The organism is Actinomyces sp. MRS3W, from assembly GCF_032465695.1.
In the GTDB taxonomy this organism is placed as follows: Bacteria; Actinomycetota; Actinomycetes; order Actinomycetales; family Actinomycetaceae; genus Actinomyces.
In genome coordinates this window covers 1-20,251 of sequence record NZ_JAWDJJ010000086.1, presented here as the reverse complement: position 1 = coordinate 20,251, position 20,251 = coordinate 1, and the positions used below count along the sequence as shown (strand labels likewise).

Below are 20,251 nucleotides of genomic sequence, written 5' to 3'. Positions count from 1 at the left end.
GGTCATCGCCCACATCGACGAGGAGCACCTCGACGCGGTGCGCGCGCTTCCCGAGGAGGTGCGCTTCACGGTGGAGGAGGCCTAGGATAAACAGTCAATCGTATTGCGAAAAGTCGACGGGCGCGTATTCTTTGTCCTCTGCCCGCTTCGTTTCGAAACATTTCAACGTGCACTCAGTTGTGCGGAATTGTTTCGCGTTTCCGCTGGTCAGGGGCGTCATTCTTCGGTCGGGATTTGTCACTCTTCGATCGCGATGTGCCCTGCCCCGCTGCCTGCGATTCGAGGCATGTAGTCAGTTGCATGCAATCGAATCACGTTTCCGCAGGTCAGAGCGTTTACTCCCCATACCGGGAGCATTTACTCCCCATCACTGGCTACCAGGGTGGTAGCCACTTTCTGGCTACCAACTGGCTACCACCCAAAGGCGCGGAAATGTACGGTTTCGTCGGACGTGGCAGCACGGGCTGATACGAGATGGACGAGGGAGTACCGCTCGGAAATGTGGCAACTATTGAGTGGGAGTGATATTTGGGAACATAATTCCCAAATTTGACACCATCTGTTCATCATGAGATACTGCCGTCATGCGTAGGAGGTGGCGCCATGTACATACCGCGAGAGATCGAGGGTACGATTGACAGCATGCTGGCCCAGGGCAAGGTCGTCCTTGTCACAGGGGCCCGTCAGGTGGGGAAGACCACCGTTCTCAGGCAGCATCTCAGTTCATCGTTCGACTACGTGTCGCTAGAGAACCCGAAGGACTATGTCGCAGCGAGGGAGATGCCCTCCTCTTCTTTGACAATCACAGCCTGCCGCTCATTATCGACGAGGTACAGCGCGTTCCAGAGCTGTTCAGCACCGTCAAGTACATCGTCGATCAGTCGGACAGGCGAGGCCAGGTGGTACTGACGGGCTCGCAGACCTATCACCTCATGAAGGGCGTGAGCGAGTCTCTTGGCGGCAGGATTAGGATTCTCGAGATGGCGGGACTTTCGTTGAGGGAGCTCATCGGGACCGCTGGCATGGGGGCCTACGTCCCATCGAGGCTCGAGAGGGCGGGTGCTCCGATGCCTCCCGATGGCTTTGACCTCTGGACGCACATTCATCGTGGGTCCATGCCGGAACTCCAAGACGAGTCACAGGACTGGGACACCTTCTGGTCGGGTTATGTCAGTGCGTATCTCGAACGGGACGTCCGCGATCTCATCAACGTCCGTGACGAGATGAAGTTCTACAACTTCATGGTCGCCTGCGCGGCGCGCTCCGGGTAGCTCTTCAACGCCTCGGACGTCGCGGGAGTTGCGGAGATCGACCACAAGACCGCGAAGGCCTGGCTGTCTGTGCTCCAGGCGTCGGGCATTGTTCGCATCGTCCAGCCGTTCTGGTCCAGTGTTGACAAACGCCTCACCAAGACCCCGAAGATCTTCTTCATGGGCACGGGCCTCGTCTGCTACCTCACGCGCTGGACCACCCCCCGAAGTGCTTCGCAGCGGGGCGGCCGCAGGGCACATCTTCGAGACATTCGTTGTCTCGGAGGTCCTGAAGAGCTACATGAATGCGGGGGCGAATCTGCGCGATGTTTGGTTCTATCGCGACCAGAGGAAGAGGGAAATCGACCTTGTGATCCAAGAAGGTCGCATCCTGCATCCCGTGGAGGTAAAGACTGGCATTCTGATAGGCGCTGACGCCACGAGGAGCTTCTCATTGCTCGAGGGTTTCTCGGGATATGAGGTGGGCTTCGGGCGTGTTGTCTGTCAAGCGGAGGAGCCGTACCTCATCTCTCGCGACGTGCAGGCGGTGCCCGTCTGGGCAGTCTGAACGCACAATACTTGCAAGCCACCCGAGAAGACAAGAATGGCCACACTTCGTGAGTACCATATGAGTACCAGCGGAGGCAAAACGTCGTGCTCGCTGGCACATGAAGTTGGCGTAGGCACATCCCAGCGCACGATAGCTCACCCCATCCACGCCCACAGTCATAGAGTGGGAGTGAGTGCTGACGACTGCCGGAGTGCCGGCCGCCGCCAGCGCGTGGGGCGGAAGTGTCAATATCGATGACAAACCCTCCCGATGCCGGCGAGAGTCGGCCTGGCGCCCGCATGATTCCAACGTTTTGTTCGCTGTCGCCAACGCCCCCTGGACGCGTTTGTCATCGATTTTGACATCTTGGGCATCGACTCATCGGGAGGGGGCGGCTTCTTCCGTGCCGTCTCGGGGATGGCAGTAGAGTCGGGAGCGAACCCGCGTACGCGACGACGAAGGAGACCGCAGTGGACTTCACCTCCAATCAGCGCCCCACCGACATGGAGCGCATCACCACCCCCGAGCTGGCGGACGCCTTCATCGCCGAGGCCGTCGAGGCCGTGCGCACGCAGGTGGGTGACGGCAAGGTGTTGCTGGCCCTGTCCGGCGGCGTCGACTCCTCCGTCGTCGCCGCCCTGCTCATCAAGGCGATCGGCAAGCAGCTGATCAGCGTCCACGTCAACCACGGCCTGATGCGCAAGGGCGAGTCCGAGCAGGTGATCGAGGTATTCCGGGACGGGCTGGACGCCAACCTCGTCTACGTCGACGCCGCCGACCGGTTCCTGAACCTGCTGGCGGGCGTGGCCGAGCCCGAGGCCAAGCGCAAGCTCATCGGGGCCGAGTTCATCAACGTCTTCGCCGAGGAGGCAGCGAAGCTTGAGGGCGTTGGCTTCCTGGGGCAGGGCACCATCTACCCCGACATCCTCGAGTCCGCCGAGGGCGTCAAGGCGCACCACAATGTGGGCGGCCTGCCAGAGGACATGGACTTCGAGCTGGTCGAGCCCGTCAAGCTGCTGTACAAGGACGAGGTGCGCGTCGTCGGCAAACAGCTCGGCCTGCCGGAGTCCATGGTGGAGCGCCAGCCCTTCCCCGGCCCGGGACTCGGGGTGCGCTGCCTGGGCGCCATTACCCGCGACCGGCTGGAGGCGCTGCGCGAGGCCGACGCCGTCGTCCGCGAGGAGATCGAGGCCGCCGGAGTGGACATCTGGCAGTACTTCTGCGTGGTGCCGGACATGCGCGCCACGGGCGTGCGCGACGGTAAGCGCGCCTTCGACTGGCCCGTCATCATCCGCTGCGTCAATACGGTCGACGCGATGACCGCGGAGGTGCCCGAGCTGGACTGGCCGCTCATGAAGCGGATGACCTCCCGCATTCTGGCGGAGGTCCCCGGCGTGTGCCGCGTGGCCTACGACCTCACCCCCAAGCCCGTGGGCACCATCGAGTGGGAGTAGTCTCTGGCCTACGCACCTGTGGGTGCGCTCGCCGTCGTCCCGCATCCCGACGAGTTGGGCCGAGATGTCAAAATCCCTGATAAACGGGTCCATCGACGTCGAGGGCTGTGAACATAACGTTGGAATCATGCGGGTGCTAACACGGCGCCGACGGCGGCCCGCGCCGTTTGTCAGGGATTTTGACACCGAGCCCGGCGCGAGTCCCCGCATCCTCTACGCTGGATGACGCGTCAAACGCTTAATGATGAAAGGCGTACCGGTGAAGGTGACGAAGATGCATGAAGACGCCGCTGCGGTCATTCGCCCGCTGCGCGAGGACGAGGCGCACCTGCTGGAGGATTTCCTGTACGAGGCCATCTACGTGCCGGAGGGGGTCACCACCCGACCTCCGCGCAGCATCATTGACGACGATCCGAAGTGCCGCGCCCACTTCGAGGGGTTCGGGACCCTGCCCGATGACAGAGCGCTCGTGGCGGAGACGGGCGGCAGAGTGGTCGGCGCCTGCTGGGTGCGCACGACCGACTGCTACGGCCATATCGACGACGCGACTCCGGCATTCGCCGTCTCCCTGTACCGGGAGTTCCGGGGACAGGGGATCGGCACCCGAATGCTGCGCCGCATGCTGGAGGAGCTGCGGGAAGCCGGTTACGCGCGGGCGTCGCTCGGCGTCGCTAAGGGCAATCCGGCCCTGCACCTGTATAAGCGGCTGGGCTTCCGCATCGTCGGGGATGGAAGCGATGACACCGAATGGCTCATGGTGTGCGAACTGCGCCCGTCCTAGAGGACTCGACTCCCCGCCGCGCTCCACCGAGACCGGCATGTGAGGCATCGAGACCGGCACGTGCGGCGGTGGCTGTGAGGCCCGGAGAAGGAGCAACAGTTTGTTGCTCGACCGGCCGGGCAGCCTGTGCTGTTCTTGTATAGCGGCACGCAGACGGCCGCGGGAAAGGAGAACGACATGGCAATCGGGGATGTCATCGCTGAGGTTCGGACGTCGCGGGGGATGACGCAGGACGAACTGGCACAGCGGGTCATGGTGACTCGGCAGGCGGTCTCGCGCTGGGAGACCGGCGCTACGACGCCGGGTGTTGATATGTGCAAGCTGCTGGCGGCCGCGCTCGCCGTGCCGGTCACGCGACTCCTCGAGGCGCCGCCCGGCCCGCACTGTCAGAGCTGCGGCATGCCCATCCCGAACGAGGAGCAGCACGGTACCGAGGCCGATGGGGACAGGTCCGAGGACTACTGTGCTTGGTGCTACGAGGATGGCGCTTTCGTCGGTCCGGAAACGCTCGAGGACTTAATCGAGCACAGCGCTCCGTACATGTCCGAGGGCGTGCACATCACCGAGGATGAAGCCATCTCCTACATGTCCGCCGTCCTGCCCCAGCTGCGCCGTTGGAAGGGGCAGTAGCTGCACTCGCATGCGTGCGCCCGGCTCCATGCGACCGCTTGTTGCGGCGGTTGCCGCGATGTGCGGTTGCAGGCGCTTCCCGAACGGGGAAGTCGGTGCTTACTGAGCGTGCGGAGGGGGTTCTGCTGGGGCCTGGTACGGGCGGCGGCTCATGGGGGAGTGTTGAAACTGCACCCCGCCCCTGCCGGGGCGACGAATCGGGCCGACGGCGGCCCACAGGAGGAGAGCAATGGAGTACACGACACTCGGCACCACCGACATCACCATCCCGCGGCTGTGTATCGGCGGCATGAGTTTCGGGAAGGTTTTCCCCGACTTCCACCAGTGGGTCATCGACCAGCCTGCCACCCAGGCCGTCATCGCCCGCGCACTCGAACTCGGGGTCAACTTCATCGACACCGCCAACGTCTACGCTCACGGCACGAGCGAGGAATTCATCGGCGTCTCCCTGAAGAACCTCGGCGTCAAGCGGGAGGACGTGGTCCTGGCGAGCAAGGTCTACTTCAACGAAGGGGGCCTGTCCCGCGCGGCGATCGAGCGCGAGATCGACGGCACCCTCCAGCGGCTGGGCACCGATTACCTGGACCTGTACATCATCCACCGCTTCGACTACCACACCCCGATCGAGGAGACCATGGAGGCCCTCGACTCCCTGGTCAAGGCGGGCAAGGTCCGCGCCCTGGGTGCCAGCGCCATGTACGGCTACCAGCTGCACAACCTGCAGATTGCCGCCGACGCGGGCGGCTGGACCAGGTTCGCGAGTATGCAGAACCACTACAACCTGCTCTACCGCGAGGACGAGCGGGACCTCATTCCGGTGTGCCAGCAGTACGGCATGTCGCTCACGCCCTACAGCCCGCTCGCCTCCGGGCACCTGACCCGCCCCACCTGGGACTCGGACTCGGTGCGCTCGACCACCGACGGAACCATGCGCGCCAAGTACGACCGCGACCGCGAGATCGACATGCCCATCGTGGAGCGCGTCGCCGAGATCGCCGAGCGCCACGGGGTGCCCATGGCCGACGTCGCCCTGGCCTGGCACTGGGCCCGGGGCGTGGCCGCGCCGATCGTCGGCTGCTCCCGCCCCAGCCGGGTCGACGACGCCGTGCGCGCCCTGGAACTGAAACTGACCGACGACGAGGTCGCCTACCTTGAGGAGCCCTACCAGCCGCACGCCGTCGTCGGCGCACTCGCCCGCCCGGGCGAGGCGGCGGCCGCCGGATCGACCACAACCGTCAATAAGTGACCACCGCGGCGCAGGCGCCCGGCATCCGGCGGTGAGCAGGCGAGAACCGCCACCTGCCGGACCGGGCGCCGCTCGCGCTGCTCCTGGGGCTGCGTGCCTACCTGAAGCGGCGGGCGGGTGGCACGAAGACTGCGGGAGCACTGGACGAGCGCCCACTGGGCCGGTAGCGTGCCACCCATGAGGAAGTAGCGATGCCCCATAGGCACACCGACCCCATCCATGAGGTCGTGCCCCGGGTACAGCATCGCTGACCTTCATACCGTTAAGCCCCCTGCCGGCTCACCGTTGTCGCGGATGACAGCGCACGTGCACACCGTGCCGCCTTAGCGGGCCACTGACGAGACAGCCCTGTACCGCCGCACGGCCTCCGAACTCCAGGAGGCACGCATGCAGTTGACCCTTTCCGCCGTCCGATACACCTACCCCGATGCCGCGTTCCCCGCACTGACGGACGTCACGGCAACCTTCCCGGTCGGCTGGACCGGCGTCGTCGGCGACAACGGCTGCGGAAAAACCACCCTCGCCCGCCTCGCCTGCCGACTGCTGGAACCCGACTCCGGCACCATCTCGCCGCGCCTGACCGCCCACTACTGCCCACAGGATGCGAGCCAGGCACCGCCCGAACTTGAGGACTTCGCCTGCGCCTATGACGCCATCGCGGTCCGGCTCAGACGCGACCTGGGCATTGAGGACGACTGGGCATGGCGATACTCCACCGCCTCCAGCGGCCAGCAAAAGCGCCTCCAGGTCGCCTGCGCGCTGTGGCTCGACCCGGACGTGTTGGTTCTGGACGAGCCGACCAACCACGTGGACGCTGCGGCCGGCGCGGCGATACGCGCCGCCCTGGCGAGCTTCACCGGCATCGGGATCCTCATCTCCCATGACCGCGTCCTGCTGGATGAGCTATGCGCACAGTGCCTGTTCCTCTCCGGCGGCACGGCCGTCATGCGGCCGGGCGGATACTCCCAGGGCTCCGCACAGTCCCTGCTGGAACGGGACACCGCCGTGCGCCGCCGCGAGCAGGCCAAGCGGGAGAAGAAGCGCATTGCCCAGGAGGCGCAGCGCCGCCGCGAAGAGGCTTCGCGCACGGCCTCGCGACGCAGCGGCCGCCATATCGCCAAGCACGACAACGACGCGCGGTTCAAGCGGCGTCTCGCCGTCGTCACCGGTCAAGACGGCAAAACCGGCAGGCTCTCCTCGCGTATGGAGGCGAGGCTGGCGCGGGCCGAGGCACAGCTCGACGCGATGAAAATCGACAAGCGCTACGCCGCCGACGTATGGATGGATGCGCGGGCGAGTCGGCGGCCGGTGCTCATGCGCACGGAGCCGATGGTCCTGCCCCTCGGTGATACCGCCACGCTGTACACGCCGGAGCTGTACCTCGGCAACCGCGACCACGTCGCCCTGGTGGGGGACAACGGGAGTGGCAAAACCACTCTCGTCAACCGTCTGCTCGCGCAGTTGCCGGATGACGTTCCGAGCCTCTACATCCCTCAGGAACCGGGTCCCGAGGTGAAAGCTGCTGCCGTGGCTCGGCTCGCCGCGCTGGACAGCCGGCAACGCGGAGACGCCTTGGCCATCATTGCCCAGCTCAACTCGGATCCGGAGAGCATGCGCGGTGGAGGGGACATCAGCCCCGGCGAACTGCGCAAGCTCATGCTGGCGCTTGGAATCCTCACCCACCCGGAGCTCATCATCATGGATGAGCCCACGAACCATCTGGACGTCGGCTCCATCGAGGCGTTGGAACGTCTGCTTCAGGGCTACCCCGGGGCGCTGCTGCTGGTGTCGCACGACGCCGCGCTGGTGACGGCTACCACCGAGGTCACCTGGGCGATCCGGCGCGAGTCCGCGAACCGGATGCGGCTCAGCGTGAGATAGGCAATCAGGGTGCGGCACACTCAAGACCTCGCCGTGTGTGCAAGAACCGCATGATATTGCGGTTTTGCTCTTGGTTGCGGGGAGGATACGCAGGCTCCCGCAGTTGCGCGCGGCTCTGGAAGTGCTCCCCGCCTCCTGGCGGGCAGTACGCCCAGGAGCATTGACGAGTGGCAGATTGAGCCCTCGCTCGATTCCGACGGCGGAATGGTGACTTTCCCGCTCAGGGCGCTGCGGCCTTGAGCCTGGGCTACGGCGCGGTGTCGGGTGCGGCGTCGTCGGCCAGCGAGGTGCGCACCTGCGCCAGAAAACGCTGGGCGATGGGGGAGAAGACCTGTTGCTTGCGCCAAATGAGGTACATCCGCGACTCCAGAGCGGGGGACAGCGGCCGGAAGGCCAGGCCGCTGGCCGGACTCGTGTCCACCAGATGATCGAAGGTGAGCAGATAGCCCAGGTTCTCGTGGGCGAAGACCGACCCGTTGTAAGCCAGACGGAAGGTTCCCTCAAGACGAAGGTCGCTCATGCGCACACCGGCCCAGCGCGGTATGTCGCGCGCCCATGACTGTTCGGAGCAGAACAGCGGCAGGCCCACCAGATCATCAACAGTGACCGCCTCCTTGCCCGCCAACTCGCAGTCGCGGCGCATGACCACGCCCCACGTATCCGTCGTCGGCAGAGACAGGAACTCGTACTTGTCGGTGTCGGGCCGCTCCACGAGGGCGGCGAAGTCGAGCAGGCCCCGGTCCAGCTTCTCCGTGACCTGCTCGGTGTCCCCGCTGGTGATGTGGTAGCGCAGCCCCGGGCACTCCTGCCGCAGACGCTTGATCTCGCGCGCAAGCATGCCGACCTGATGAGACTCGGCCAGACCCAGGTAGATGTCGCCGCCGGTGACTTCGTCGAGGGCGCGGAAGTCCTGGGTGATCCGGTCGGCCAGGCGGACGAGGTCATCCGCGCGGTCGCACAGTAGCCGCCCCGCCTCGGTCAGCTCCATGCTGAACGAGCGTCGGGTGAAGAGCGCGTGGCCGAGCTCATGCTCCAGGGATTTAATCTGCTTGGACAGTGTCGGCTGGCTGACGTGCAGCTGTGCGGCGGCTCGCGTCATGTTCTCCTCGCGGGCGACGGCGAGGAAGTGGCGCAGGGTGCGGATCTCCATGCCGAACAAGATATGCGGCTCCTGCACGCGAAGGGATGTGGTGGGCAATGGGCTCATGTCGCGCAACCAGCCTTGCGGCTCCGGTGCGTGAGGGGCGGTGGCTGTTGTCGGACAGTCGGCGAGGCGCATTCTTCGGCAGCTCTCGTGACGATTCGGTGGTGTGCTCGACGGTTCGGCATTTCGGTTGACGCTTCGGCACTTCGCCTGACGGTCCGGCACTCTGGCTGCCGAACCGTCGGCTGAAAGTACGAAGCGTCCTCGGGAACGTACGGACCGTCGGCCGAGCGTACGAACCGTCGTCTCAAAGGGCCAGCTATGCCGTGGCGGCATGTCAGACATGCCAAAACCTCATTAGCGTCATGTCATCCAGGTGGTTAGTTTGGGTGGTGGAGACCCCGGCGCCGTGCCGGGGTGACGCAGACGGCCACAGCTACACAGAACGCGGATACGCAGAAACGGAGCAGCGGGCTATGAACACCGAGAACCTCGAACTGACGCAGGAGTGGGACAAGGTCTTCCCCCAGTCCGACGCCGTGGACCATGAGAAGGTTACCTTCCACAACCGCTTCGGCATCACCCTGGCCGCCGACCTCTATAAGCCCAAAGACGCGCAGGGCCCGTTGCCCGCGCTCGCCGTGAGCGGGCCCTTCGGCGCCGTCAAGGAGCAGTCCAGCGGCCTGTACGCCCAGACGATGGCTGAGCGCGGTTTCCTCACCATCGCCTTCGACCCCAGTTTCACCGGCGAGTCCGGCGGAACACCCCGCTACATGAACGCCCCCGACATCAACATTGAGGACTTCCAGGCCGCCGTCGACTTCCTGTCGGTGCGCGACGACGTCGATCCCGAACGCATCGGCATCATCGGCGTGTGCGGCTGGGGCGGCATGGCGCTGGCCGCGGCGGCAGCCGACCCGCGCATCAAGGCGACCGTCGCCTCCACCATGTACGACATGAGCCGGGTTACCGCCAAGGGCTACTTCGACGCGGCCGACTCCGCCGAGGCCCGCAACCAGACCCGCGCTGCCACGGCCGCGCAGCGCACCGCCGATTACCGCTCCGGCACCTACGCCATGGCCGGCGGCGTGGTGGACCCGCTGCCCGAGGACGCGCCGGAGTTCGTCAAGGACTACTACGCCTACTACAAGACGCCCCGCGGCTACCACCCCCGCTCGCTCAACTCCAACGACGGCTGGACCGTCATCGGCGGGTCGTCGCTGCTCAACGGTCCCATCCTCAGCTACATCGACGAGATCGAGAATGCCGTCATGATCGTCCATGGCGAGGCGGCCCACTCCTACTACTTCGGCAAGGACGCTTTCGCCCAGCTCAAGGGCGACAACAAGGAGTTCGTGTCCATCCCCGGCGCCTCCCACACCGACCTGTACGACGGCGGCGAGAACGGTGCCATCCCGTGGGAGAGGATCACGGAGTTCCTGCGCGCCAACCTGGGCTGAACTTGCCCTGCTGACTTTCCGGCCGCGGACCCCAACACGCGTTTGGGTCCGCGGCCGGTTGATCGATGCAGGGACTAACTGGTCCGCCCGCTCGGACTGAATCCCGCAGGCAGACGCCTACCGGCCAACTGCCGCAACGGAAACGGTCCAAACCACGCAATGATTCGGGCTTATTCCTTGAGATGATGCGGATCATTGGTCTCGGTTGAGGAAGCTGCGGCCGTCGGATTCATCGAAGCCGCGGTGGCCGTGAACCTTGATTGCATCCAGTGCCGGCTCCAGTTGCGCGAACTCCTCCGCGGAGAAGGACACCTCGCTGGCGGCCAGGTTCTCCACGATGCGGCCTGGGTGCTTCGAACCCGGAATTGGCACCACATGGGGGTATTTGTGCAGCATCCAGGCCAGCGACACCTGCGCGCTGGTGGCGCCCTTGGCGGCCGCGACGGACGCCAGCAGGTCGACCAACGGCTGGTTGGCGGCCCGGTTCTCTGCCGAGAGCTGTGGGACGACGTTGCGCACGTCGTCGACCTTCTCAAACTGCGTCGCTGTGGATACCTGTCCCGACAGCAGGCCGCTGACGATGGGGGAGAAGGCGACCAGCCCGACGTCGTGCTCCCGGCACCAGGGGATGACCTCCTTTTCCACATCGCGCTCGACCATCGAGTAGATGTTCTGCACGGCGGACACCGGGGTCACCGCGTGTGCCCGGGCCAGGATGCTGACCGGCACTTGGGACAGGCCCCACCCGCGGATCAGCCCTTCGGAGATGAGCGTGCCCATGCCCGCGGCTACGTCCTCAACCGGGATGTCCGGGTTGACCCGGTGCAGGTAGTACAACTCGACGCGGTCGGTGTGCAGCCGCTGGAGTGAGGAGACCAGGTGGTGGCGCAGCGTCGCTTCGACGCCGTCTGCGCGCGCCTCCTCGGTGGGCAAATGCAGCTTGGTGGCCAGCACGACGTCGTCGCGGAAGTCGGCCACGGCCTTGCCGAGGAGGTGCTCGTTGTGTCCCCGGTTTTCCGGCAGGAGACTCGGGCCGTAGGCCTCGGCCGTGTCGAAGAAGGTACAGCCGGCGTCGAAGCCGGCGCGGATGGCGGCGATACTGTCCGCCTTGGGCGGGATCTGTCCGTAGCCGTGGGAGAAGCCCATGCAGCCCATGCCGATCTCGGAGACTTCGATACTGCCCAGCAGCCGCGTCTTCATGTGCGTTCTCTTCCTTGAGTCGAGGGGTACAAGAAGCTTAGACGGCCGCATCCGAGAGCGGCAGGGCGAGTCGTCCCCGGTCCGGGGCTGGCTCGGGGCGGCGGCGGTTTGGGACGGCGTGAACTCGGGCCAGCAAGGCGCGCGTCAGCCACGCCCCGGCCCCCTTCACCGAAACCGGCACTAATAACATGCCGAAACCGGCACTTGTAACGTGCCGAAACCGGCACTAATGACGTGGGAAGGGCGGTCGAGACAGCGGACGGCTAGGAAACCTGCTGCCGGGTGGGTTTCGTGGTGAGGCTGGCGCTTGCGCGAGGCTTGACCGGTTAGCCGCCACACGACGAGGTCTATCCCCATGCTCGGGGGTCTCCCTCGAGCATGGGAGTCCTGCCGTCCATTCTCAGGCGTCCCGCTCACGCTCGTGCCTCTCGCCACTGGGGGCGCTCGTCCCATCCCCGCGTTCAGGGGGTCCTCCCCTGGCGTCGCGGACACGCTCAGGGCCCGTCCCCTTGACGCCACGAACACGGGTTCTCCCCAAAGACACGAGTTTTGGAGTTCTGCACTGTCTCAACACCTGCATATCTCCAAAACTCGTGTTCATGACGCAAAGTCGTGTGCATGGTCAAGTCATGTTCGTGGCGCGCAGCTCATGTGCGGCGCCCGGTTCGTGTGTGGCACCCGGCTCGTCGTCGACCTCGGCCGCCAACACCCCACCCGGCCGCCCACAACAGGAACTCCAGCCGCGCCGCGACCGCCGGCACGCCCGAAACCTCGTCACCCCGCCTGTCAACGCCCTGGGGCCAGGCTGCACCCAGCCAAGCGGTCACGGCCACCGCCACAGCACCAGCCCCACACCGCATCAAGAGCCTTGGCCCACGCCAGGAAACCTGAGCGGCTTCTCAAGACTTAGCCCGCCCTCAGCAACTTCGACCGGTTTCGGCACGTTACAAGTGCCGGTTTCGGCACGTTATTAGTGCCGGTTTCGGTGAAGGGGCGGGGCTGTGACGACCGGGAGTCAGTTGGCGCCAGTCAGTTGGCGGCGGTGACCGGGCTGATCCCGAGGGACTTGCCGGACAGGCCGCGTGCGCGGTGACCCAGTTTCTGCGCCACCGCGGCCAGTTCGACTGCCGCGGGGGAGTCGGCAACGGGAGCGCCGTTGGCGGCAATGGTGGTGGGCCGCCCAGCATCGGAGCCCTCACGCAGCTTGATGTCCAACGGCAGCTGCGCCAGCAGCGGCACCTCGTAGCCGAGCGCCGTCGTCAGCGTCTCGCAGACCGCCTGGCCCCCACCGCTGCCGAAGATCTCCAGGCGGGAGCCATCGGGCTGCGGCAGGTAGGACATGTTCTCAATGACGCCGGCGACCTTCTGGTGAGTCTGTGTCGCAATGAGGCCCGTGCGCTCGGCCACCTCGGCCGCCGCGGTCTGCGGGGTGGTGACCACGAGGATCTCCGCGCCCGGCAGCAGCTGCGCCACCGAGATGGTGACGTCGCCCGTCCCCGGCGGAAGGTCGAGCAGCAGCACATCCAGGTCCCCCCAGAACACGTCGGAGAGGAACTGCTGGACGGCCCGGTGCAGCATGGGACCGCGCCAGACGACCGGCTGCTTGTCCTCCACGAACATGCCGATGGAGATGACCTTCACTCCGTGTGCGAGGGGCGGGATGATCATGCCGTCAAGCTGCGTGGGCACCTGGTCCACGCCCAGCATGCGGGGGATGGAGAAGCCATAGATGTCGGCGTCGACCACACCGACGCTCAGCCCCTGGGACGCCATGGCGGCGGCGAGGTTGGCGGTGACAGAGGACTTACCAACCCCGCCCTTGCCGGAGGTAACCGCGTAGATGCGGGTGAGGTTGCCGGGCTGGGTGAAGGGGATGACCGGTTCGGCGGTGCCGCCGCGCAGTCGCGTGCGCAACTCGGCCCGCTGCTCGTCGGTCATCACTCCCATGTTGACGTGCACGTCGGTCACGCCGTCGACGGCGCCGACCTCCTTGCGCGCATCAGCGTTGATCGTGTCCCGCAGCGGACAGCCTGCCACCGTCAACAGCACCCCGACGGTGACGACGCCGTCGGCGGCGATCTCAATGGAATCGACCATGCCGAGGTCGGTGATCGGACGGCGCAACTCGGGGTCGATGACCCGTGCCAGCGCCTCGCGGACGGCGTCTTCAGTGGGGAGGCTCATGCTGCAATCCTATGGCCAGCGGGGCGCTGTGCCGCAGGCCGCTATGGTGGTGAGGAGCACGCCGACGACGGTCCAACCGGGAGGGGACAACCAGACAGGCCGGCATTACGCCGCGTCTGGGTCCGCGTCGGGAGGTGTCTGGCTGTCATCATCCTCGGTGAGATCCTCGTGGAGCTCCTCGCGGGTGCGACGCTCCTCCTCGAGCAGTTCCTCCAGCACGCTGCGCAGCTCGGAGCGCACGAAGTCACGGGTGGCGACGTCGTTCATCGCCAGGCGCAGGGAGGCGATCTCCCGGGTGAGGTACTCGGTGTCCTGCAAGTTGCGCTCGGCGCGTTGCCGATCTTGCTCGGCGGTGACGCGGTCGCGGTCATCCTGCCGGTTCTGTGCCAGCAGGATGAGCGGGGCGGAGTAGGAGGCCTGCAGCGACAGCATGAGGGTCAGGGCGGTGAAGCCCAGACTCGCACGGTCGAAGCGCAGGTTCTCCGGCCCCCAGGAGTTCCACATCATCCACACGGCCACGAAGATGGTCAGCCAGATGAGGAACGTCGGGGTCCCCGAGAAGCGGGCGATGGCCTCGGCCACCCGCCCGGAGGTGTCCGAATGGGTGCGGGACGGATGCGTCCAACGCATCCACCGGGAACGGTTCTTCGATACCGGCTGGTCGAGCTGCTCAGGCATTGGCGCTCCTCTCAATCATCTCGTCGGTGACCGCATCGTCGGCCTCGCGCCAATCGTCCGGCATGAGATGGTCCAGGACGTCGTCAACGGAGACGGCGCCGAGCAGACGGCCCGCATCGTCGAGCACGGGCAGGGCGGTGAGGTTATAGGTGGCCAGCAGGCGCGTGACGGTTCCAATGGAGTCGTTGGCGTGAACCTCGTCCAGATCCTTGTCCAGGATGGAGCCGAGCAACTGCTGCGGCCGTTCTCGCAACGCCCGCTGCAGATGCACCATGCCCAGGAAACGTCCCGTCGGCGACTCCAGCGGCGGGCGGCAGACGAAGGCGACGGCGGCCAGCGCCGGCGGCACCTCGGCCTTGCGGGCCTGCGCCAGGAAGGTCGCCACCGTCGCCTCCGGCGGCATGATGATGGGCTCGGTCGTCATGAGGCCACCGGCCGTGTACTCGTCGTAGGTCATAAGCCGGCGCACATCCTCGGCCTCCTCCGGCTCCATGAGGTCAAGCAGCTGGGCGGCCATGGAATCGGGCAGGGCGGACACCAGGTCGGCGGCGTCGTCGGGCTGCATGGCGTCCAGGACGTCGGCGGCACGGGCAGCGTCCAGGCCCGACAGCAGCGCCACGGCCTCATCCTCGGACAGCTCCTCGGCAACGTCGGCCAAGCGCTCATCGGACAGTTCGGCGGCGACCTCCAGCTGGCGGGACAGCGGCAGGTCGGACAGCACGTCGGCCAGGTCGGCGGGCTTGAGCCCTTCCATGGTCGCAAGCAGTGCGCTGGCGCTCTGCTGCTCCGCGGACCCGGCCAGCCCGGTGACCTCGTCGGGACGGACGTTGAGGGTTTCCCCGCGGCGCAGCCCCAGCGGGCCGGAGGGGCCCCGCTGCACGAACAGGCGGGTCACCTTCCAATCCATGCTGCGGTCACGCTCGATCGCGACGTCGCGGATGGTTACCTGGCCCGAGCCGTCCCGCATGGTGACGACGCGGTCGAGGAGCTCGCCGACGACGAGCGTTTCCACCTGTCGCTGTTCGAAGCGGCGGATATTGACCAGCCCGGTGGTGATGACGGCGCCCGGCTCAATGGCGGTCACCCGCGACAGCGGCAGGAAGACGCGCCGTCGCCCCGCTACCTCGATGACCAGGCCGACGGCACGCGGCTGGCCCCGCATGCGGATGAGGACGACGACGTCGTGAACCCTGCCGACGGCGTCGCCAATGGGGTCGAAGACGGTCGTGCCCACGAGTCGGGCGATGAAGACCCTCAAGGTGCTGCGCGTCTTGGTGTTGTCCACGAAGAAAGCCTATCCGCGTGTGCAACGTTGCGGTTTTGCTTCCGGGTTTCGCCGTTCGGTGAAGTCACGCTTCCTTCCGCCGGGCGTGGGACGATGAGCGCATGAGCACGAGCCAGTTCTCCACGCAGACCCCGCCGCTGGCCGCGCCGCGCGGCGGACTCATTCCGCGCGGCGACGAGGTTGCCTCCTTCAGCACCTACGCCGAGGCGCAGCATGCGGTCGACTCTTTGAGCGACAGCGGGTTCCCGGTCCAGTACCTGGCCATTATCGGCACGGATCTGCGTCAGGTGGAGCACATCACCGGGCGCATGAGCTGGGGGCGGGCGGTGGCCAACGGTGCCGGCTCGGGACTGTGGATCGGCATCTTCTTCGCCGCCATGATGCTGCTGCTCGGCCCCAGCACGGGAACCGGCACGATGATGATCGCGGCGGTTCTCATGGGACTCATCTGGGGCATCGTCTTCCAGGTGGCCGCCTATGCGGTGACCCGCGGCAAACGCGATTTCACCTCGGTCAGCCAAGTGGTCGCCTCGCGCTACTCCGTCATCGCCTCGCAGCTGGCTGCCGAGGCGGCGCGGGCCCTGGCGGACATTCCCGGCAACCTCACCCGTGGCGGCGAGGCTGCTCGCCGCGCTGAGGAGCGCCGGGCGGCCCGACAGCAGGCCCGTGGTGGGGCGCCGAGCGCCTTCGGTTCGGGTGCGGACGAGCAGCCGCGTTTCGGCGTGCGTCTGCCCGAGGGGGTTGACGTCTCCACCTACTCCCAGCAGCCCGCCGAGCCGGCGGCCGCGCCGGAGTCCGGCGACGCGCAGGTCTCCGCCCGCTCGGAGACGCCGACGGCGCCCGACACCACTCCGGACGCAGGTCCGCACGCGGAAGCGCAGACAGGAGGCCAGGTCTCGGGGCAGGATGTATCCGATGACGATCCCTACCTCCGCCGCCCGGACGACACCTCGCACGCCTAGCGATCGCACCGGGGCGCCCGCCACCTGACGGGGCCCCGGTCATGCAGCCCACGACGCCCGACGTCGGCATCCCGGTCGGTCTGTCCACCTCGTCGGTGTATCCCGGCGAGGCGGAGGACACTTTCGCCCTGGCGGCCGAGCTCGGTTACGACGGCGTCGAGGTCATGGTGTGGGGTGAGAAGACGACCCAGGACCCCGTAGCGCTGACGGCCCTGGCCAAGCGCTACGCCGTTCCCGTCCTGGCCGTCCATGCCCCCACGCTGCTACTCACTCGCGCCGTATTCGGCGCCGACCCCTGGGGGAAGATCGACCGCTCCATTGAACTGGCGCGCGCCGTCGGGGCGCCGAATGTGGTCCTGCACCCGCCCTTCTTCTGGCAGACCCGCTACGCGCGTTCCTTCGTCGTCGGCGTGGCGCAGCGGGAGGCCGCGACGGGAGTGCGGCTGTGCGTGGAGAACATGTTCACCTGGCGCCCGCGCGATGCCCACTCCACCCGGGACTTCCAGGCTTACTTCCCGACCTGGGACCCGGTGGGCCAGGGCTACCGCTCGGTCACCCTCGACATCTCCCACGCGGCCACCTCCGGCTCGGATGCGCTGGCCATGGCGCGCGCCTTGGGGCCAACCTTGCGCCATGTCCACCTCACCGATGGTGTACCCGGATTCCGCGACGACCACCTCCTGCCCGGGCAGGGCGACCAGGACTGCGCCGGGGTGCTCCGCCACCTGGTGGACACCGGCTTCGCGCAGGCCGGCGGACAGGTTGTCGTCGAGGTCAACACCCGCACCATGAGCCCCGACCAACGGCGTGAGGGCCTGACCAGTGCGCTCGCCTTCGCCCGTGAGCACCTGGAGGGGGAGGGGAACACGGCCGCGGTACACGTGCCCGTCCCGACCCGCAGGCGCTATCGCAGCGACAGCTGACTGTTCCCGACCGCGGCTTGGTCGAGGCTAGGCGCAGGCGGCGTGCTCATGAGCGCGGTGGGCCGCCGGCTCCAGCTGGAAGGTCGCATGCTCAATATGCACCGGGAAGTGCTCGGCGACGCAGTCCTGCAGCGCGTCGAGTACCTCGCCGGTGCGTCCCTGCGCCAGGCACGCGTCGGCGACGACGACATGGGCGGTGAGCGCCGGCAGGCCGGAGGCGACCGTCCAGGCGTGCAGGTCGTGCACCTCCTCCACATGCTCGACGGCGAGCAGGTGGGTGCGCACCTCCGCCAGGTCGAGTTCGGCGGGGGTCCGCTCCATGAGCACGCCGACGGCCGTGCGCAGCAGGGCGAAGGCCCGGGGTGCGATGAGAGCGACGATGACGAGGGAGGCGACGGCATCGGCACGGGTCCAGCCGGTGGCGGCCACCACGGCGGCCGCCACGATCACCCCCACGCTTCCCAGCGCGTCATTGGCCACCTCCAGGAAGGCGGCCCGGGTGTTGAGGTTCTGCTTGCGCCCGCCGGACAGGATGACCAGCCCGACGATATTCGCGATGAGGCCGATCACGCCCATGAGGAGCATGCCGTGCGCCTCGACGTCGCCGCCACTGACCAGGGTGACCACGGCCCGCACGCCGACGATGATGCCGACAATCCCCAGTAGGCCCGCCTGCAGCGCGGCGCCGAGGATCTCCGCGCGCCGCAGCCCCCAGGTGGAGCGGTCGGTGGCGGGCCGGGTGGACAGGTGTGCCGCCACGAGCGCCATGACCAGGCCGACGACGTCGGTGAGCATGTGGCCGGCGTCGGCCAGTAGGGCGAGCGAACCGGTGAGGTGGGCGGTGACGAGCTCGGCCACGAGCACGCCCGCGGTCAGGCACGCCGCCACCGCGAGGCGCCCGCGTGAGGCGCCCGCCCCGTGGGTGTGCTCGTGCGCATGCGGCTGACGCGACGTCACGCGCGTTCCCCGGTCGACGGTGCTGAGGATTCTTGGAATGACGGCACGCCCCGATGATAACGATCCGCGCCGGTGCGAGCTCAAGGGTCGTCAGCAAATGAGGCGGGCCGCCCGCCGCGTCGTCAGTCCTGTAGCAGGCCGGTGACCCAGGACTCGACCTCTTCCACGGTGCGGGGGATATCCCGGGTCAGACGCTCCACGCTGCCGTCCTCGCGCACGACGACGTCGTCCTCAATGCGCACGCCGATCCCGCGCAGCTCCTCGGGAACCAGCAGGTCGTCGGCGCGGAAGTACAGGCCCGGTTCGATGGTGAAGACCATGCCGGGCTGCAGCACCGCCTCCATGCTCATCTCCCGGCGCGCCTGCGCACAGTCGTGCACGTCGAGCCCCAGGTGGTGGCTGGTGCCGTGGACCATCCAGCGGCGGTGGAACTGGCCGTCGGGGCCGAGCGAGTCCGCCGCGCTCACGCCGTCGGGCAGCATCCCCCACTCCTCCAGGCGGGCGGCGATCACCTCCATGGCGGCTGCATGCACGTCGCGGAAACGACAGCCGGACTCGTTGGCGCGGGCGAAGGCGGCGTCGGCGGCATCGAGAACCGCCTGGTAGACGCGGCGCTGCGGGGCGGTGAAGCGGCCATCCACCGGGATCGTGCGGGTGACGTCGGCGGTGTACAGGGAGTCGACTTCCACACCGGCGTCCACCAGGACCAGCTCGCCGGGGTGCACGGCGCCATCGTTGTTGATCCAGTGCAGCGTGTTGGCGTGGTTGCCGGCGGCCGCAATAGTCTCGTAGCCGAGCCCGTTGCCCTCCTCGCGGGCCTTGGCCCCGAAGGCGCCCTCCAGCACGCGCTCACCGCGGCGGTGCCCGGTGGCCCGCGGCAGGGAGCGGATGAGGTCCTCGAAGCCGGCCTTGGTGGCGTCGACCGCCTCCTGTAATTGCTCGACTTCCCACGGGTCCTTGGTCAGGCGCAGTTCGCTCGTGGCCTCGGCCAGGGCATCGTCCGCCTGCGCGGCGTCCTCACCCGCGGCCAGCCCGGCGGCCGTGCGCACGCGGTCCACCAGCGCAGTCACCGCCGCGTCGGCGGCCGCCACCACCCGCAGCTGCACGGCGTCGGGGCCGGCGTCCTTGGCCAGCGCGTCGGGCAGGGAGTCGATGTGGGCGCAGCGGATTCCGGTGGCGGCTTCAACCTCGTCGATTGAGGGACGCTGCCCGACCCACAGCTCGCCATAGCGGGTGTCGGCGTAGAACTCCTCGCTTGTGCGCGAGGCGCGGGGACGGAAGTAGAGCACCGCCTCGTGGGTGGGGGTGTCGCCGGCGTCCTGACCAGGTGCGGTCAGTGGTTCGAGCACGAGGACGGCGTCGGGTTCGAAGTCGGTGCCCGTACCCGCCAGGTGGGCGAAGGCGGAGTGGGGGCGGAAGCGGTAGTCGCAGTCGTTGTTGCGGGTGACCAGTGGCCCGGCAGGGATGACGAGCCGCTCCCCGGGGAAGTGGGCCCCGAGCTGCTCGCGTCTGGCGGCGGCCCACGGGGCGGCGTCGCTTCGGTCCGGCAGCTGGTCCGGACGCGGGCCCCAACCGGAGCCGATGAAGTCGCGGAAGGCCTGGTTAGTGGGGCGGTGAGAGCGGTTGTCGCCTCGCTGGGCGAGGGACTGGGGGGCCGAGGTGGACT

The 20,251-nt window shown here is 67.3% G+C and carries 18 protein-coding genes and 1 pseudogene; 12 read left to right on the top strand and 7 right to left on the bottom strand.

The genetic code is table 11. The annotated features are described in order from the left end of the window. The first annotated feature begins 603 nt into the window (after positions 1-603). The 9 genes and pseudogenes from RWX45_RS02515 to RWX45_RS02480 all read left to right on the top strand — a co-directional run bounded on the left by RWX45_RS02515 (position 604) and on the right by RWX45_RS02480 (position 7,792). The gene (locus tag RWX45_RS02515) at positions 604-909 is read left to right on the top strand and encodes an AAA family ATPase (protein ID WP_316022213.1); all 306 of its coding nucleotides are present in this window, start codon (positions 604-606) and stop codon (positions 907-909) included. Beyond that, positions 810-1,271: an ATP-binding protein gene (locus RWX45_RS02510; RefSeq protein ID WP_316022214.1), complete on the top strand. Its 462-nt coding sequence runs from the start codon at positions 810-812 to the stop codon at positions 1,269-1,271. Before RWX45_RS02515 ends, RWX45_RS02510 begins: the two co-directional genes overlap by 100 nt. A 36-nt stretch (positions 1,272-1,307) precedes the next feature. Beyond that, positions 1,308-1,427: pseudogene (locus RWX45_RS13450) on the top strand (hypothetical protein); the annotation flags it as partial. Between the two features lie 52 nt (positions 1,428-1,479). Then, entirely contained in the window at positions 1,480-1,818 is a 339-nt protein-coding gene (locus RWX45_RS02505; RefSeq protein WP_316022212.1) for a DUF4143 domain-containing protein, read from the top strand. Between the two features lie 452 nt (positions 1,819-2,270). Next, complete coding sequence (gene guaA, locus RWX45_RS02500; protein WP_316022211.1) at positions 2,271-3,254, top strand: glutamine-hydrolyzing GMP synthase; 984 nt, start codon at positions 2,271-2,273, stop codon at positions 3,252-3,254. Between the two features lie 274 nt (positions 3,255-3,528). Next, entirely contained in the window at positions 3,529-4,035 is a 507-nt protein-coding gene (locus tag RWX45_RS02495) for a GNAT family N-acetyltransferase (RefSeq protein WP_316022210.1), read from the top strand. A gap of 177 nt (positions 4,036-4,212) precedes the next feature. Further along, on the top strand, positions 4,213-4,665 hold the full coding sequence (locus RWX45_RS02490; RefSeq protein WP_316022209.1) for a zinc ribbon domain-containing protein: 453 nt from the start codon (positions 4,213-4,215) through the stop codon (positions 4,663-4,665). A 229-nt stretch (positions 4,666-4,894) separates the two neighbouring features. Next, positions 4,895-5,911 carry an aldo/keto reductase gene (locus RWX45_RS02485; protein ID WP_316022208.1) on the top strand — a complete coding sequence of 339 codons (1,017 nt, stop codon included), beginning with the start codon at positions 4,895-4,897 and terminating at the stop codon, positions 5,909-5,911. A gap of 387 nt (positions 5,912-6,298) precedes the next feature. After that, positions 6,299-7,792 carry an ATP-binding cassette domain-containing protein gene (locus RWX45_RS02480; RefSeq protein WP_316022207.1) on the top strand — a complete coding sequence of 498 codons (1,494 nt, stop codon included), beginning with the start codon at positions 6,299-6,301 and terminating at the stop codon, positions 7,790-7,792. A gap of 247 nt (positions 7,793-8,039) precedes the next feature. Here RWX45_RS02480 and RWX45_RS02475 read toward each other — a convergent pair whose 3' ends face one another. Beyond that, a complete protein-coding gene (locus tag RWX45_RS02475; RefSeq protein ID WP_316022206.1) occupies positions 8,040-8,999 on the bottom strand; it encodes a LysR family transcriptional regulator in 960 nt (319 codons plus the stop codon). A gap of 413 nt (positions 9,000-9,412) precedes the next feature. Between RWX45_RS02475 and RWX45_RS02470 the strand changes: the two genes are divergently transcribed. Next, a complete protein-coding gene (locus tag RWX45_RS02470) occupies positions 9,413-10,396 on the top strand; it encodes an alpha/beta hydrolase (protein ID WP_316022205.1) in 984 nt (327 codons plus the stop codon). A 192-nt stretch (positions 10,397-10,588) separates the two neighbouring features. On the opposite strand, the gene RWX45_RS02465 is transcribed toward RWX45_RS02470, so the two are convergent. From RWX45_RS02465 to RWX45_RS02450, 4 genes are all read right to left on the bottom strand, one after another. Further along, positions 10,589-11,596 carry an aldo/keto reductase gene (locus tag RWX45_RS02465; RefSeq protein ID WP_316022204.1) on the bottom strand — a complete coding sequence of 336 codons (1,008 nt, stop codon included), beginning with the start codon at positions 11,594-11,596 and terminating at the stop codon, positions 10,589-10,591. A gap of 1,029 nt (positions 11,597-12,625) precedes the next feature. After that, complete coding sequence (locus tag RWX45_RS02460; protein WP_316022203.1) at positions 12,626-13,780, bottom strand: Mrp/NBP35 family ATP-binding protein; 1,155 nt, start codon at positions 13,778-13,780, stop codon at positions 12,626-12,628. A gap of 105 nt (positions 13,781-13,885) precedes the next feature. Next, the gene (locus RWX45_RS02455; protein ID WP_316022202.1) at positions 13,886-14,458 is read right to left on the bottom strand and encodes a DUF1003 domain-containing protein; all 573 of its coding nucleotides are present in this window, start codon (positions 14,456-14,458) and stop codon (positions 13,886-13,888) included. Next, on the bottom strand, positions 14,451-15,743 hold the full coding sequence (locus RWX45_RS02450; protein ID WP_316022201.1) for a magnesium transporter MgtE N-terminal domain-containing protein: 1,293 nt from the start codon (positions 15,741-15,743) through the stop codon (positions 14,451-14,453). The genes RWX45_RS02455 and RWX45_RS02450 overlap by 8 nt, the downstream gene beginning before the upstream one ends. A gap of 101 nt (positions 15,744-15,844) precedes the next feature. Between RWX45_RS02450 and RWX45_RS02445 the strand changes: the two genes are divergently transcribed. Together RWX45_RS02445 and RWX45_RS02440 are read left to right on the top strand one after the other, a co-directional pair. Beyond that, positions 15,845-16,705: a general stress protein gene (locus tag RWX45_RS02445; protein WP_316022200.1), complete on the top strand. Its 861-nt coding sequence runs from the start codon at positions 15,845-15,847 to the stop codon at positions 16,703-16,705. Positions 16,706-16,746: 41 nt separating this feature from the next. After that, positions 16,747-17,628, top strand: a complete 882-nt coding sequence (locus tag RWX45_RS02440; RefSeq protein WP_316022199.1) for a sugar phosphate isomerase/epimerase — start codon at positions 16,747-16,749, stop codon at positions 17,626-17,628. 27 nt (positions 17,629-17,655) lie between these two features. On the opposite strand, the gene RWX45_RS02435 is transcribed toward RWX45_RS02440, so the two are convergent. Both RWX45_RS02435 and RWX45_RS02430 read right to left on the bottom strand, forming a co-directional pair. Beyond that, positions 17,656-18,585 (bottom strand): cation diffusion facilitator family transporter, encoded by a 930-nt coding sequence (locus tag RWX45_RS02435; protein WP_316022198.1) that lies wholly within the window; start codon positions 18,583-18,585, stop codon positions 17,656-17,658. Between the two features lie 122 nt (positions 18,586-18,707). After that, positions 18,708-20,251 (bottom strand): Xaa-Pro aminopeptidase (locus tag RWX45_RS02430; protein ID WP_316022197.1); only part of this gene is annotated, 1,544 nt, incomplete at its 5' end.